Below are 15,037 nucleotides of genomic sequence, written 5' to 3'. Positions count from 1 at the left end.
GCCTTTTTTATTTTCATGAGTCATTTTTCAGATCAGCCGGCCTTTTTCTGCTTTGCCGGGGCTTTTTTCACCGGAGCGGCAGCCTTGGCCGGTGCGCTTGCAGCTCTTGCGGCGGCTTCATTGGCAGCACGCTGATCAGCACTCATCGGGCTGGTATCCACAACCGATCGCACAGTCCCGTTGGCGCTGATTGTGCAGCGGGCATCGCGTGAATCCACTTTCAAGATCACGTCTGTATTGCCACCGCCGGCCGGACGGCTATCCACCGCAGTTACCACACGTTCAGGAATAAAGTAACGGTTGGCTGCCGCTGTAATGCACGGATTGGCCAGTTCCGGCGCAACATTCTTGCGCACCAGCGGCGCAAAGTTTGGCATCTGCACGGCAGCAGACGTCGGTGCCTGTGTCTGTGTCTGGGCGCTCGCACCATTTTGTGCAGGAGTTGTTCCGGAAGTTGTGGTACAGGCGGCAACCAGAGGAGCAAACATTGCCAGAAGTACAAAGCGTTTTGCGGTACCGGTACTGGTGCGCATTACTACCCTCATTCATAGATTCGATAAATAATATTCGTGAAAATCTTCACGTTTCAAAACTGAAACTATTCACTTTTTCTCAAATGTCGAGTGGCAGCAGGGTAACACCGGCACACAATCCGCCATGCTCCACAAACAATGGCTGTTTAAATGCCCTGCCCGTATAGATGTGAAACAACAGCAAATACAACGGCGGATAATATGCGGCGCTTGCCTGTCTCAAATCTTAAGCTGATGATAAGCGCGGTTGAGATAAATCAGCGCCTCGCCGCTGCCTTCCTGTGTCAGATCAGGCGCAGCCTGACGCAAGGCCAGCACTTCCCCGAATAATACATGATGTGTGGTGTGATCCTGTCTGGAGATAATTCTGCAATCGAGACTGGCCAATGCACCGCGCAAAACCGGCGCGCCGGTTGCCATTTTATCCCACTGCCCCAGTGCAAAACGCTCTTCGGTTGAAAGCTGATTGCGGCCGGCAAAGGCCTCTGCCAGTTGCTTCTGCCCCGCATGCAGCACATTGAAGGCAAAAACACCATTCTCAATAAACATCATATTGTCTGTATGAATACGCTGCAGGCAGATCAGAATCGTTGCCGGATTATCTGAAACCGAGCAACCGGCAGAGAGCGTCACGCCGCGCCGTCCGGCAGAACCATCTGTCGTAACAATATTAACCGCGCCGGCAAACTGGCTCATGGCATTGCGATAGGCCAGCGGCTCAACCGCCTGACCTGTTGTTACTAAAGGTTTTACCATATTCATCTGCTTTGCTCTGCAACGTCATTATTTACGAGACATATCGGAATTTCATATCCTCAATACACTTATGCGACATATTGTACACCACCTGTCTGTATAAATTCATGATCAAATGACAGTGAAGATGCCGGACAATGCCGGATCGCCCCCTGTTTGCACCAATATCCCCCTTTTATACAAATGCCCTCTTTTTATACAAATGCCCCGTTTTTATACAAATGCCCTGTTTTTATACAAATGATTGCAAGCCGGCGCAGAACACTTTACCTCTTAAAGAGATAATTTTTCAGTTAAGGGTTTAACCGAACCTCATGAGATATGCCGCCATATTTTGCTGCCTGTGCCTGTCTTTATTCAGCTCTGCATTGACAACAGATTTTGCCCGTGCCCAACAGGAACAAACGGCATCAGCCCTGCATATCGGCATTATCACACCGCTTGATGGCCCTTATGCCCTGCTTGGCAAACAAATCCGGCTTGGTGCGGAGGCAGCCAAAATTCAGAACCAGTATCCTGTCAGCCTGGTTTTTATGCCGGAACATTGCAAAGCAAAGGAAGATACAGCCGTTGCAGAGAAAATTCGCCTTGGTGCAAAAACAGCAAAAATTCAGCTGGTCATCGGATATTTGTGCAGTGAATCACTTATGCGGGCAGCACCAATACTGGCGCGGGATAATATTGCCGTCCTGAGCCTTGGCAGCCGCCAGCCCAATATTGCGGAATTACAGGTAAAAAACAATTTTGGCATTTTTCGCCTTCAGGCAGAACGCAATCGTGCAATTGAGCTGTTGCTGGATCAGCTGTTGCCCACATGGCGCAACCTGCCCTTTGCCCTGATTGAAGACGGCACTGTACAGGGACGCGATTTTGCACGTCAGGTTTTAGCCGTGCTGAAAGCACGCGGGCTTGAACCGGCATTAACCGACACTTACCGCCCTGCGCAAACCGCACAAAACGCACTGATAGCAAGGCTGAAGCGCGCCGGTATTAACCATATATTGCTCGGCGGTGAAGGCGCAGACGCCTCTGTTATCGCCCGCAGCGCCGCTGCTGCCGGATTGCCGCTGACAATAGCCGGCAATGACATGCTGCTTCATGATGATCCGGCAAATCCCCTGCCGGTGGGGCTGCTGATGAGTGCCTTGCCTGATGTAACTTTAATGCCCGGCATAACAACTGATACGCAAACCGCTATCAAAGCAATCAATGCGCTTGCCCGTAAGGAAGACAGCACCGGCGACATGCAGGCAGAAGGTTATGCCCTGCTTGCCTATTCTGCCATGCAAATTGCCTATCAGGCACTGACAAGGCCGGCAGAACCGCAGCTCTCACTGACAGATTATTTATTGAAAAATCATTTTGAAACCGCTTCAGGGCCGATCAGTTTTACCGATGAGGGGCTAAGGCGTGAAAACCCTTATCGCCTCATGCGCTTTGACGGTAAAATTTTTGTGCCGGTTCAGTAAACAGCCTGAAAAAGGCGGCTGTAACATTATCCCGAGGGGGGGGAGAAAATGCAGACAGGATCACGCAATCTTATCACCGATGTTTCCGGTTTGCGTGTGGGTAACGCGCAGAATAAAACGATAAAAACCGGCGTTACCGCCATATTATGTGAGCACCCTACGGTTGCCGCGGTGCAGGTGCTTGGCGGCGCACCGGGCGCACGGGAGACAGATTTGCTGGAACCTCATAATACGGTGCAGCAGGTTAATGCCATTGTGCTGTCCGGCGGCTCGGCCTATGGGCTGGATGCCGCCTCCGGTGTGCAGGCGTGGCTGCGCGAGCGTAAAATCGGCTTTGAGGCGGCCGGTCACACGATCCCGATTGTGCCCTCGGCAATCCTGTTTGATATGCATAATGGCGGTGATAAAAACTGGGATCAATATCCGCCCTATCGTGAGCTTGGCTATGAGGCTGCGCAAAATGCTGCGGCTGAATTTGCCCTTGGCAGCCATGGCGCCGGTGCAGGCGCCCTTGTGGCAGGGCTTAAAGGCGGGCTTGGCTCTGCCTCCCATAAATTGCAAAATGGCATTACCACCGGCGCTTTGGTTGCGGTCAATGCGGTTGGCTCTGTGACAATTGGTGATAACGCGCATTTCTGGGCTGCGCCTTTTGAGCATCACAACGAATTTGGCGGGCTTGGTTATCCGTCTCCGCTTCCGGCTGATGCTGTGGAATTGCGCATCAAATTCCGCAACGCCTCACCACAGGCCAATACCACGATCGGCACCATTGCCACCGACGCCCAATTAACCAAGGCACAGGCCAAAAGATTGGCTATTGCCGCCCATGATGGCTATGCCCGGGCAATCTGGCCGGCGCATACCCCTTTTGACGGCGATCTTATTTTTGCCCTTGCAACCGGCGCAAGCGGCATTGAGCCTTCGATTGATGATTTTATTGATCTTTGCGCCTCTGCCGCTGCCACAATGGCGCGCGCGGTTGCACGCGGCATTTATCTTGCAAGCCCTGAGGAAAATGATCTGTTCCCCTGCTGGCAACAGCGTTTTGGCTCATAGGCACATTACAGCACTATTGCGGCTGTCCGCCGCCCTGCCGGCGGATAAATAATTCTTCCGGATCAACATTCAATTGCGCAATCACACGGGCAATCAAAGCGCTTTCCGCCGGATGAATCTCATGATCTGCCTGTGCAATTGCAACCAGATGATTGATCAGCGACTGGCGCCGCTCCGGTGCCATTTCACTGAACAGGGCGGCGGCCTGCGCGTTACTCGTCTCATAGGCAAAGGTTTTCAGATAATCGGCCACTTCCGGCAATTCTTCCGGCTTAATGCCAAAATCATGCTGCATAATATGCAAAAGCGCGTTCATCTCGGCCTGATGTTTTTGCCCGTCTGCAAAAACAAGCCGCACCAGCAACAACAATTCAGAGACCAGAGCCGGATCTTCCGACAGGCGCTGCACTGCCGTTTTTTTACTTAAATAATTGCTGATCCGCTCAAAAATTGTGTCACTCATGCAAAACCCCAAAACAGCTGTAACACCATATAGTGTTGGCAACACACAGGGCAAATGACAAGCCCTGTTTTATGCTTTCATAATAAATAAAGGGCAATAAACAATTTCTGTATCATTTAAAATATCTTGCAAGCCCGCGCGGCACTGCTTATCAGTGCGGATAGGGGCATGCCCTGTGCGCGCCTTTGTTTCATACCTCACCCCAATTCCGATGGTTTTCATGTTAGCCTCCATTGATTCTATGCTTCTGCTGCTGGCATTTGCCGGCTTTATTGCCGGTTTTATTGACGCAATTGCCGGCGGAGGCGGCATGATTACCGTGCCTGCGCTGATGCTGGCAGGAATTCCGCCGGTGGAAGCCCTTGGCACCAACAAGCTGCAATCCCTGTTTGGCTCCTCATCGGCAACCCTTGCCTATGCCCGCAACGGCCATGTGAATATCAGAGAGCAATTGCCAACAGCTCTCATGTCAGGCTTTGGCGCGGTGCTTGGCGCCCTGCTCGCCACCTATATTCCCGGAGATATTCTCTATGGTTTGCTGCCGGTTCTTTTGATTGCCATTGCCATTTATTTTGCAATCAAGCCCAATATCGGCGATGTGAGCCGTGCCCAGCGTATAAAACCTTTTCTTTTCGGCATTACCATTGTGCCGCTGATCGGTTTTTATGACGGGTTGTTTGGCCCGGGTACCGGCTCATTTTTCATGCTGTGTTTTGTATCGCTCGCCGGCTTCAGCCTGCTCAAGGCAACCGCACACACCAAATTGCTGAATTTCGCCTCAAATTTCGGCAGTTTTCTGGCTTTTGCGGCGGTCGGCGTGATCAACTGGAAAGTTGGTTTGATCATGGGAGCGGCACAAATGTTTGGCGCAACAGCCGGCGCACATCTTGCCATGCGTGTCGGCGCCAAGCTGATCAAGCCACTTCTGATCATCACCTGTATTATCCTGACAATCCGCCTGTTGATTGATCCGGCCAATCCGCTGCGCCAGTGGATGGGATTTTAGATCTTTTTAAAAGGCAGGAAACCGGCTGGGCACACCGCTTCAGCCATTCACATCTTTAATGTCAACAAGATCACACCGCTGCCAATCATTATTACCCCTAACCAATTGATTGCTGAGAGCTTTTCCCCCAGAAAAACCACACCAAAAATCGCCACCATAATAATGGATAATTTATCAACCGGTGCCACGCGCGATGCATCCCCAATTTTCAATGCACGAAAATAGGCAATCCATGAGGCTCCGGTCGCAAGACCGGAAAGAACAAGAAATAACCAGCTTTTGGCAGAAATCTCGGAAGTTTTCTGCCATTGCCCGCTGATGGTAAGAAACAGGCAGAGCGCGGCAATAATCACCAATGTGCGAATAAAAGTAGCAAAATCAGAGTTAATACCGGAAATACCTATCTTGGCAAAAATCGCTGTTAATGCCGCAAAAGCTGCGGAAACCAGAGCCCAGAACTGCCAGCTCTCTGTCATTATTATACCCTTCCAGAACATTTGCGAACCAAAGGTATGAAGCGGCCTTGCTCGCCATGCATGCGATGAACGAAGGATAAGAACAATCCCGCCGTTTTGTTTTATCCTGCACAATAAAAATACTTCATATTTTGAATTGCAAGCTATCAGCACATATTAATTTCACTTCTTGCAGCATTAAAATAACGCATGGAAAATAATAGGCAGCTGCAGCATAAAAATGCAAAAAACAGGCAATATTTACCGCACGTTAAACTCTTGCTAACCGAACAGTAACAATGTCCGTTTAAAAAAGTGAGTAAGAGACATCAAGCCTCTTACTCCGGATCAGGTACTGCGTACCGGAGTTGTTTCTCAAATCTGCCAGTTTGAGTATGGCAGATGTGCCGGCGTATTTTGGCAATGACCGCGCAGCTTTCAGCACCAGCGCGGTTTTTGCCGTCGCTATCTTAACAAACCATGCCGCATACAGGCCGGTTGGTCACAATTTCTCTTCGTAAAATTCTCAAAAAATGCCGGATAAGGCCTGTTGGGCTGCCTTTGCAAATAAAACCGGCTATAATCCTGATTGCGCCTGTGGTCTTAGCTGAACCTGCGGCTTAAACTGAACCTGCAGTGAAGAACTGTCAGGCAAAAAATATTTTATAAAATTTTATTTACTTATAAAATCACAACGAATGCATCCTTAATAACACTATAATTATAGTATTTATTGAATAAAAAATAAAAAATTCCGATTTTTTCGGGCTTTTTCTGCTGATGTCGTTAATAAGTTACAGTTCGTCGTTGGCGAACCGCTCACACTGCCTCTTAAAATATTGCATAGCACAACAGAACTGCTCCGGCACCGGTACCACCGGAACAGATAAAAACAGTACCACGGGGAATAGGAGAAAATAGAATGAAGAAGCTGCTTGCCTCAACAATTCTGGCTGCCGGTGTTTTGGCCGCTACAGCCCTGATGCCGGTTACTGCTCAGGCTGCCGAATGCGGTGATGTCACCATCTCCAATATGAACTGGCAATCCGCAGAATTACTGTCCAATCTCGACAAGATTATTCTCAATGCGGGCTATGGCTGCAATGCTGAAATTGTGGTTGGCGATACTGTGCCAACCATTACCTCAATGGTTGAGAAAGGCCAGCCGGATATTGCACCGGAGGGCTGGGTGGATCTTTTACCGGATATTGTCAAAAAAGGCTTTGACGATGGCAAGATCATTGCCTTGTCCCAATCCCTGCCCGACGGTGGTGAACAGGGCTGGTGGATCCCCAGATATATTGCAGAAAAGCATCCGGATATTAAAACCTTTGATGATCTTCTCAAACATCCGGAATTGTTTCCTGATCCGGAAAATCCATCCAAAGGCGCTATTTACAATGGTGCGCCAGGCTGGGGCGGCACAGTTGTAACCAGCCAGTTTTTCAAGGCTTTTGGTTTTGAAAAAGCCGGCTTCAATCTTATTGATACCGGTTCTGCCGCAGGGCTTGATGGCGCAATTTCCAAGGCGAATGAACGCAAGGAACCGATTGTGGCTTTTTACTGGGCGCCAACGGCCCTGCTCGGCAAATATGACATGGTTATGCTTAAAACCGGCTATGAGATTGATGAAGCCGAATGGAAACGCTGCAACACTGTGCTTGACTGCCCTGACCCGAAGAAAAACGGCTGGCCGAAAGACCGCGTGGAAACACTGGTAACCGATAAATTTTCCAAGCGCGCAGGCCCTGCCCTTGATTATCTTAAAAACCGTTCATGGTCGAATGCAACATTGAACAAGCTGCTCGCATGGATGACCGATAATCAGGCAACGGGTGAGCAGGCTGCCATCTATTTCCTTAAAAACTACGAGGATATGTGGACAAAATGGGTGCCGGCAGATGTGGCGGAAAAGGTTAAGGCTGCCATCTGATACAGGCTCTGTCCGCTAAAAAAGCGCGCTAAAAAGCGTACTTATCCCGTCAAACCCGGTCTGAAGGCGGCTTTGAATAACCAGCAAGGCCGCCTGCAGCGAAAACCGGCAGCAAAAATGCCTGCCGGCACTTTTTATCGCTTTCCGGCACAACAATACCGGCCGCGTAAAGGCAGATATTTTCATGCTTTGCAGGCAAGGCCGCACCCCATGAAAATAACAGGAGACAGACATTTTATGGACTGGCTGTACCGTTTTCCCAACCTTGATAATGCTATTCTGACCAATCTTAAGAAAAGCATTGACGAGGCCTTCCGCAGTTTCACCCGCAGCTATGGCGATGCCATTGAAGGCTTTTTCGATCCGTTGCAATATTTTCTCATCAAGGCAGAGCGTTTTATGACCGGCACACCCTGGCCGATTATTCTGTTGCTTATTGCTGCCATTGCATGGTTTTCCAGTCGCAGCCTCAAAATTACCATCGGCACTGTCATCACCCTGTTTATCATTGGCTATCTTGGCATGTGGGATGACACGATGAAAACAATCTCGATGATTTTCGTCTGTACGGTTCTGGCCATTCTGGTCGGCATTCCCATTGGCATTCTTATGGCGCGTTCCAACCGTTTGCAAAGCATTGTCAGCCCTGTTCTGGATATTATGCAAACCATGCCAAGCTTTGTTTATCTCATCCCCGTTGTCATGCTGCTTGGCATAGGCCGCGTGCCGGGGCTGATTGCGGTGGTTATCTATGCCATTCCGCCCATTATCCGCCTCACCAATCTTGGCATCCGGCAGGTTGACCGTGATGTGCTCGAAGCCGCAGATGCCTTTGGTTCCTCTCCGTGGCAAAAACTTAAAAATGTACAATTGCCGCTGGCGCTGCCCACAATCATGGCCGGCATCAATCAGACCATTATGATGGCGCTGGCCATGGTGGTAATCGCCTCAATGATCGGTGTGCAGGGGCTTGGCCAGCCAGTGCTGAAAGCCATTTCCAACCAATATTTTACACTGGGCATTTTCAACGGCATGGCCATTGTCGGCATTGCTATCATCTTCGACCGTATCAGTCAGGCTTATGGCGCACGCTTGCAAAAGCATCTGGAGATCACCCATGGCCAGTAATTCTCAATCACATATGTCAACACCGGAGCCTGTATCAAAAGCCGCCGGCATTTCAATCCGCAATCTTTACAAGATTTTTGGCCACGATCCGCAAGCCTTTGTACCGCTTGTTAAAAGCGGAATGACCAAAGCCGAGCTCAACGACAAGCATGGTCATATTCTGGGCTTGCGCAACATCAATATTAATATGCCGGCGGGCGGTATTCAGGTGGTGATGGGGTTGTCCGGCTCGGGAAAATCCACACTCATCCGCCATATCAACCGCCTGATCGACCCGACAAGCGGCCAGTTGCTGGTGGACGGGGAAGATGTTGTAACCATGTCGCAGGCACAATTGCGCCAGTTCCGGCGACACAAAACCGCAATGGTATTTCAAAAATTTGCCCTGCTGCCGCACCGTACAGTGCTGGAAAACACAGTTTACGGGCTCGAAATTCAGGGCGTGTCTCGCACCAGACAGCTGGATGAAGCCCATCGCTGGATTGAGCGCGTTGGCCTCAAGGGTTTTGAGGAAAAATATCCGAACCAGCTCTCCGGCGGCATGCAGCAGCGCGTTGGCCTTGCGAGGGCGCTTACCAATGATGCGCCCATCCTGCTGATGGATGAAGCTTTTTCCGCGCTTGATCCATTGATCCGCGTGGATATGCAAACCGTCTTGCTGGATTTGCAGAAGGAAATCAAAAAAACCATCGTTTTTATCACCCACGACCTTGATGAGGCCTTAAGGCTTGGTGACAGGATTGCCATCCTGCGTGATGGTGAGATTATTCAGCAAGGCACAGGGCAGGATATTGTGCTCAATCCGGCAGATTCTTATATTGAAAGCTTTGTTCAGGAGGTTAATCGCGGCCGTGTAATTCGCGTAGAAACAATTATGACCGCGCCGCAATCCGGCAATAATCTGCCCACTGTTCGTTTTGACAGTCTGCTGGAAGATGTAATGCGCAAACTGGTTGAGGAGAATGCAGAAGAGATCAATATTTGTTGTGATCAGGGCAGGATCATCGGCCAGACATCGGCAAGCTCTGTTATGGCTGCCATGGTACGGCGTTGAAGCAGCTCCTCCAGATAACAAAGCCCGCCATTATGGCGGGCTTTGTTATTTCCGGACGGAATATTTTATTGAACCGCCTGCTGCAAAGCACGGCCAGTATCTTTAACGTCTTTTCCCACACCACGCACAGTATTGGCGCAGGCTGCAAGGGATAATGCACAAAGCACAATAACAAGCGGAGCAAAGACAGAGGACTTCATCAGAATATCTCCCAGATTTTATATTAACAGCACCTTTGCTTGAATATACCAATGCGCCGGAGCACTGCATTCGCAATAATCTGTTTTTAAGTGCATGCAAAGTCAATGCAATAACAGATAAATAAATATCCCAGTCCCGTGCAAAAAGTCAGACCAGACTGACAAAGCCAAACCTTGCCTGACAAGCTTGACGCAGAAAAAGTGAAAAAACAGAAAAATTTACGCTCTATACGCGACATATGCCAATTCAGCGAAATTCTCTGAACTAAATTTTTTTGCCTTTGCGCGCCATTATCCGTTAACAAACTGCCATTTTACGACAGGCATTTGGCCGCACTTCCCTAAATCCAAAGAATATGTCTCAATACAAATATCCTGATTGCGCCGTCTGTATGGGAACAGAAAACAGGCGTTTTCAGTATAGAATTAACCAATATAAAAAAATAAAATGCGGGAACATAGCCATGAATGATAAAGCACGGCTCAAGCGGTCTATTGTGTTTTTTCTGGTGCCTGATTTCTCAATGATCGCCTTTGCCACAGCCATTGAACCCTTGCGTATTGCCAACCGTATGCTCGGTTATGAAGCCTATCGCTGGCGCTTGGCCTCTGCCGACGGCAAGCCGGTTACAGCCTCCAGCGATATTGAAATTTCCGTCAACACATCACTTGATGATGAGCGCCGCCATCTTATCGGTGAAAGCCGCCCGAGCATGGTCTTTGTCTGCTCTGGTGTGCATGTGGAAAATTATCAGAACAAATCTGTTCTGGCCTGGCTGCGTGAATCTTATAATCGCGGCATTTCAGTTGGCGGCCTGTGCACAGGCGCACATATTGTTGCCTCGGCGGGGCTGCTTTCTGGCAAACGCTGCGCCATCCACTGGGAGAATTTGCCGGGCTTTTCCGAGACTTTTCCTAAAGCTGAGGTCTATGCAGACCTGTTTGAGATTGACAGCAATCTCTATACCTGTGCCGGCGGTACTGCAGCCCTTGATATGATGCTGAAACTGATCGGCGATGATTTTGATGACAATCTGGTCAACCGTATCTGTGAACAGGCGCTGACAGACCGCGTGCGCAAACCGCATGACCGCCAGCGCCTGCCGCTGCGTGCGCGCCTTGGCGTGCAGAATTCCAAGGTTCTGTCCATTATTGAGATGATGGAAAACTGCCTTACCGAGCCATTATCCCTTCTGGATGTGGCGGGCAATGTCGGCCTGTCGCGCCGCCAGATCGAACGCCTGTTCCGTCAGGAAATGGGGCGTTCACCTGCCCGTTACTATCTGGAAATCCGCCTTGACCGCGCCCGTCATCTGCTTATTCAGTCTTCGATGCCGATTGTTGAGGTGGCGGTTGCCTGCGGCTTTGTTTCCGCCTCACATTTTTCCAAATGCTATCGTGAGCTTTATGGCCGCTCACCACAACAAGAGCGCGCCGACAGAAAACAGCTCATAGCTGCGTAAAATATATAAAGGCCGGTTCAACCGGCCTTTATCATATCTATAGCAATTAAACTGCTTTGTTGTTCACATCAAACACCGGCAATTCCTTAGAAATTCCGGTGTCTGATCAATGTAAACAGCCGCTAGCAAGAGTATAATTTATGCTCTCAGGCGTTCATTCTCCGGATCAAACGGCGATTCCGGAATAATTGTTGCTTTATGCAGCTTGCCCAGAATTTTAATTTCCAGCTCTGTGCCTATTTCTGCATGTTCCGGCCTTACCATTGCCAGAGCAATACTCTTATCAAGCCGCCAGGCAAAACCGCCATTGGTTGCACGCCCGACCAGCTTGCCGTCTTTATAGATTGCCTCAGAGCCGCGGGCATCCGCATCTTCAACACCATGAACTTCCATTGTCACAAAGTTCCAGCGCAGGCCTTTTTCCCTTGCAGCAACAACCGCATCACGGCCAATAAAGGCACCTTTATCCGGATGCACAAAACGATCCAGACCGGATTCAAATGCATTATATTCCACCGACATTTCCCGCGGGATCAGGCGATAGGATTTTTCAAGCCCCATTGCCAGAAGAGCACGGATGCCAAACGGCTTGATGCCATATTCTTCACCTGCTTCCATCACCAGATCATAGATTGTGTTTTGCTGCTCAATCGGGTGATGCAGCTCCCAGCCCAGTTCACCCACAAAATTAACCCGCAGGGCATGCGCCGTTGCTGTGCCAATGCTGATTTCCTTGCCTGTCAGCCACGGGAAATGCTCATTGGCAAGGCTGGTGCGGGTTAGTTTCTGCAGCACCTTGCGGCTGTTTGGCCCTGCCAGCACCAACACACCATATTTCTGTGTGATCGGCCGCAAAATAACCGAGCCGTCTTTCGGTGCCAGTTTAAAGAGATAATCATGGTCAATATTTTCATATGCACCGGCAGAAACCAGATAGAAACTGCCGGGCTTCCATTCATAGACCGTGAATTCACTTTGCACACCGCCTTGCGGGGTCAGCATATGGCACAAGGCAACACGCCCCTGTTTTTTGGGGATACGATTGGCAAGGATACTATCCAGCCACTGCCGCGCACCAGGGCCTGTCACTTCCATTTTAGCAAATGGCGACATATCCAGCAGGCCGACATTTGTGGCAACATTCTTCACCTCATTGCCAACATGCTCAAAATAATTTGAGCGGCGGAATGACCATAATTCCTGCACCTTGCCGTTGCTGTCCGGTGCGGGGTGGTTCTGGTTAAGAAGCACATCAGGCTTATCCAGTGAAGCCACGTCAATGCCATAGCCCTCCGGCGCAAACCAGTTGGCTCGCTCCCAGCCATAAACCGAGCCGAATACACCGCCAAGCGCCTTTTGCCGGTCATAGGATGGCGAGCACTTCAGCGGGCGTGCCGCAGCGCGTTCTTCATCAGGATAATGCACTGTGAAAACATCGGCATAGGCTTCTTCGGCTTTTTCCTTAAGATAGCCCTCCGTTACATAAGGGCCAAAACGACGCGGATCGACACCCATCATATCAATGGATGGCTCGCCCTCCACAATCCATTCCGCCAATTGCCAGCCGGCGCCGCCTGCAGCAGTCACACCAAAGGAATGCCCCTCATTGAGCCAAAAGTTTTTCAGCCCCGGTGCAGGCCCGATAATAGGATTGCCATCCGGCGTATAGGCAATTGCACCATTATAGACTTTTTTAATCCCCACCTCGCCAAAGGCCGGAACACGCGCAATCGCTGTTTCAATATAAGGCATCAGGCGCTCAAGATCTTCCTGAAACAGCTCATATTCGCAATCATCCGAAGGCCCGTCCTGATAACAGACCGGTGCGCCGATTTCATAAGGCCCGAGCAACAGGCCGCCATTTTCCTCGCGCATATACCATGAGCTGTCACTCTCGCGCAGCACACCCATTTCCGGCAAACCTTTGGCCTTACGCTCCATAATGGCCGGATGCGGCTCGGTGACAATATATTGATGCTCAACCGGCACCACCGGCACAGTCAGGCCAACCATCTTGCCGGTTTTGGCAGCAAAACTGCCCGATGCCGAAACCACATGATCTGCCGTAATATCGCCCTTGTCTGTCCTGACAAGCCATTTGCCATCCGGCAATTGCTCAATACCGGTTACTGTGGTGTAACGGTAAATCGTGGCGCCCATATCACGCGCGCCCTTTGCCAATGCCTGTGTAAGATCTGCCGGTTGAATATAACCATCATCAGGATGCTGGATTGCACCGAGAATGCCGTCCGTTTCGGCCAATGGCCAGACTTCCTTGACCTCTTCCGGTGTCAATAATTTCACCGGCACGCCAATCGTCTCTGCCACCCCTGCATAATACATATATTCATCCCAGCGATCCTTGGTGCGTGCAAGGCGAATATTGGTGCAATTGCTAAAGCCGACATTAAGGCCGGTTTCCTTTTCCAGCTCCTGATAGAATTTGACCGAATATTTATGAATCTGGCCAACAGAATAGCTCAGGTTAAACAAGGGCAACAAACCTGCCGCATGCCATGTTGAACCTGAAGTCAGCTCCTTGCGCTCAATCAGCACCGAATCTGTCCAGCCTTTTTTTGCCAGATGGTAGAGCGTAGAAACACCTACCACACCGCCACCAATCACAACCGCACGGGCATGGGTTTTCATGAAATTTTTTCCTCTGAACGGCAATACCGCTTTTCTGTAAAGACGGATAAGCACTGCAACAGTTTACAAGAGCGTATCATTTGCAAGGCGTTCCCCTGCCTGCAAACCAACACACCAAGGCGTATCAGACCATTTCAAGGCGCCTGCAATCAGGCCCCTCCTCCGATCCTTTAACGCTACTATGCTGCCAGTTCAGTTCCTTGTAAGGTCTGTTTGCGACACTGTCGAAAAACGCCGCGACGCGGTAATTTTGCTGCACATTTCTGTCCATATGCAAAATGCACCGATAACAAAAAAGAGAGACGCAACCTTCCTGTCAAAAGCCGGAACCCTTAACCTGAAAGCTTGCGCAAAAAAAGCTGCAATTGCCCGCGCAATCACAGCCTTTTTTTAAAAAAACACAAACGGCAGTGTTATTTATGTGTGCCGCCGCCATTGAGAATTGTAATTGCCTCATTACCGCTCAGGGCTTCACGATCACCATTAGGAAAAGTGATAAAGCAACCGCTCGGGCAAATGGTAACTTTTTCACCAGGCTGAATAGTCACCTGCTGCTTGGAAGAACCTTCCGTTACCACCAATGTCTGTGCAGTATTGTCGCTGTTGAGCACCGATGCAGCAAGAGATGAGCCCGCCCCTGCCAGAAGACCGGCAATCAGGACAAAACTGCCAAAACCGGTTTTTTTCACATTCAACATAGCCATCCCCTTGATCAAAACTGCGGTACAAACTGCACAAACCATATAAGTCATGTCTTGTCTGCACAAAAACACCCCGGTTTATGAAAAATACTGAAGTGTTTTCATTGTTTGTTTTAAAGCATTATCCTGCCGCAATATCGCTTCATCCTTTTGCCCCGGAAATGCTCTGAA

At 49.9% G+C, this 15,037-nt stretch carries 15 protein-coding genes; 7 read left to right on the top strand and 8 right to left on the bottom strand.

Annotated features, from left to right (window positions below; translation table 11 throughout):
• Nucleotides 1–32 precede the first annotated feature (32 nt).
• Together ACSTTO_RS05610 and ACSTTO_RS05605 are read right to left on the bottom strand one after the other, a co-directional pair.
• Nucleotides 33–533, bottom strand: coding sequence for a hypothetical protein (locus ACSTTO_RS05610; protein WP_439272145.1), 501 nt, complete (start codon nt 531–533; stop codon nt 33–35).
• A gap of 219 nt (nt 534–752) precedes the next feature.
• Entirely contained in the window at nt 753–1,295 is a 543-nt protein-coding gene (locus ACSTTO_RS05605; RefSeq protein WP_439272144.1) for a flavin reductase, read from the bottom strand.
• Between the two features lie 362 nt (nt 1,296–1,657).
• On the opposite strand from ACSTTO_RS05605, the gene ACSTTO_RS05600 reads away from it, so the two are divergent.
• Together ACSTTO_RS05600 and ACSTTO_RS05595 are read left to right on the top strand one after the other, a co-directional pair.
• Entirely contained in the window at nt 1,658–2,758 is a 1,101-nt protein-coding gene (locus ACSTTO_RS05600) for an ABC transporter substrate-binding protein (RefSeq protein WP_439272143.1), read from the top strand.
• 48 nt (nt 2,759–2,806) lie between these two features.
• Nucleotides 2,807–3,814, top strand: a complete 1,008-nt coding sequence (locus ACSTTO_RS05595; protein ID WP_439272142.1) for a P1 family peptidase — start codon at nt 2,807–2,809, stop codon at nt 3,812–3,814.
• A 13-nt stretch (nt 3,815–3,827) separates the two neighbouring features.
• Here the strand turns inward: ACSTTO_RS05595 and ACSTTO_RS05590 are convergent, their stop codons facing one another.
• Nucleotides 3,828–4,277, bottom strand: a complete 450-nt coding sequence (locus ACSTTO_RS05590) for a tellurite resistance TerB family protein (protein WP_439272141.1) — start codon at nt 4,275–4,277, stop codon at nt 3,828–3,830.
• A gap of 69 nt (nt 4,278–4,346) precedes the next feature.
• On the bottom strand, nt 4,347–4,499 hold the full coding sequence (locus ACSTTO_RS05585; RefSeq protein WP_439272140.1) for a hypothetical protein: 153 nt from the start codon (nt 4,497–4,499) through the stop codon (nt 4,347–4,349).
• Between ACSTTO_RS05585 and ACSTTO_RS05580 the strand changes: the two genes are divergently transcribed.
• Nucleotides 4,498–5,283, top strand: coding sequence for a TSUP family transporter (locus tag ACSTTO_RS05580; RefSeq protein WP_439272139.1), 786 nt, complete (start codon nt 4,498–4,500; stop codon nt 5,281–5,283). The genes ACSTTO_RS05585 and ACSTTO_RS05580 overlap by 2 nt on opposite strands.
• A gap of 47 nt (nt 5,284–5,330) precedes the next feature.
• Here the strand turns inward: ACSTTO_RS05580 and ACSTTO_RS05575 are convergent, their stop codons facing one another.
• Nucleotides 5,331–5,759 (bottom strand): EamA family transporter, encoded by a 429-nt coding sequence (locus tag ACSTTO_RS05575; RefSeq protein ID WP_439272138.1) that lies wholly within the window; start codon nt 5,757–5,759, stop codon nt 5,331–5,333.
• A 901-nt stretch (nt 5,760–6,660) separates the two neighbouring features.
• On the opposite strand from ACSTTO_RS05575, the gene ACSTTO_RS05570 reads away from it, so the two are divergent.
• The 3 genes from ACSTTO_RS05570 to ACSTTO_RS05560 all read left to right on the top strand — a co-directional run bounded on the left by ACSTTO_RS05570 (nt 6,661) and on the right by ACSTTO_RS05560 (nt 9,853).
• Nucleotides 6,661–7,671, top strand: coding sequence for an ABC transporter substrate-binding protein (locus tag ACSTTO_RS05570; protein WP_439272137.1), 1,011 nt, complete (start codon nt 6,661–6,663; stop codon nt 7,669–7,671).
• A 237-nt stretch (nt 7,672–7,908) separates the two neighbouring features.
• Complete coding sequence (locus ACSTTO_RS05565) at nt 7,909–8,799, top strand: ABC transporter permease (protein ID WP_439272136.1); 891 nt, start codon at nt 7,909–7,911, stop codon at nt 8,797–8,799.
• Nucleotides 8,789–9,853 carry a quaternary amine ABC transporter ATP-binding protein gene (locus ACSTTO_RS05560; protein ID WP_439272135.1) on the top strand — a complete coding sequence of 355 codons (1,065 nt, stop codon included), beginning with the start codon at nt 8,789–8,791 and terminating at the stop codon, nt 9,851–9,853. Before ACSTTO_RS05565 ends, ACSTTO_RS05560 begins: the two co-directional genes overlap by 11 nt.
• A 65-nt stretch (nt 9,854–9,918) precedes the next feature.
• Here ACSTTO_RS05560 and ACSTTO_RS05555 read toward each other — a convergent pair whose 3' ends face one another.
• Nucleotides 9,919–10,053, bottom strand: coding sequence for an entericidin A/B family lipoprotein (locus ACSTTO_RS05555; protein ID WP_439272134.1), 135 nt, complete (start codon nt 10,051–10,053; stop codon nt 9,919–9,921).
• A 464-nt stretch (nt 10,054–10,517) separates the two neighbouring features.
• Here ACSTTO_RS05555 and ACSTTO_RS05550 point away from each other — a divergent pair, with 464 nt between their 5' ends.
• Nucleotides 10,518–11,516 (top strand): GlxA family transcriptional regulator, encoded by a 999-nt coding sequence (locus ACSTTO_RS05550; RefSeq protein WP_439272133.1) that lies wholly within the window; start codon nt 10,518–10,520, stop codon nt 11,514–11,516.
• Between the two features lie 138 nt (nt 11,517–11,654).
• Here ACSTTO_RS05550 and ACSTTO_RS05545 read toward each other — a convergent pair whose 3' ends face one another.
• Both ACSTTO_RS05545 and ACSTTO_RS05540 read right to left on the bottom strand, forming a co-directional pair.
• On the bottom strand, nt 11,655–14,165 hold the full coding sequence (locus ACSTTO_RS05545; RefSeq protein WP_439272132.1) for a GcvT family protein: 2,511 nt from the start codon (nt 14,163–14,165) through the stop codon (nt 11,655–11,657).
• Between the two features lie 413 nt (nt 14,166–14,578).
• Nucleotides 14,579–14,863 carry a hypothetical protein gene (locus ACSTTO_RS05540; protein ID WP_439272131.1) on the bottom strand — a complete coding sequence of 95 codons (285 nt, stop codon included), beginning with the start codon at nt 14,861–14,863 and terminating at the stop codon, nt 14,579–14,581.
• Between the last annotated feature and the right edge of the window lie 174 nt (nt 14,864–15,037).

The sequence above is a fragment of the Pseudochrobactrum albidum genome (assembly GCF_051851455.1).
Lineage (GTDB): Bacteria > Pseudomonadota > Alphaproteobacteria > Rhizobiales > Rhizobiaceae > Pseudochrobactrum.
The sequence above is the reverse complement of the archived record's forward strand: the minus strand, read 5'-3'. Positions and strand labels throughout refer to the sequence as shown.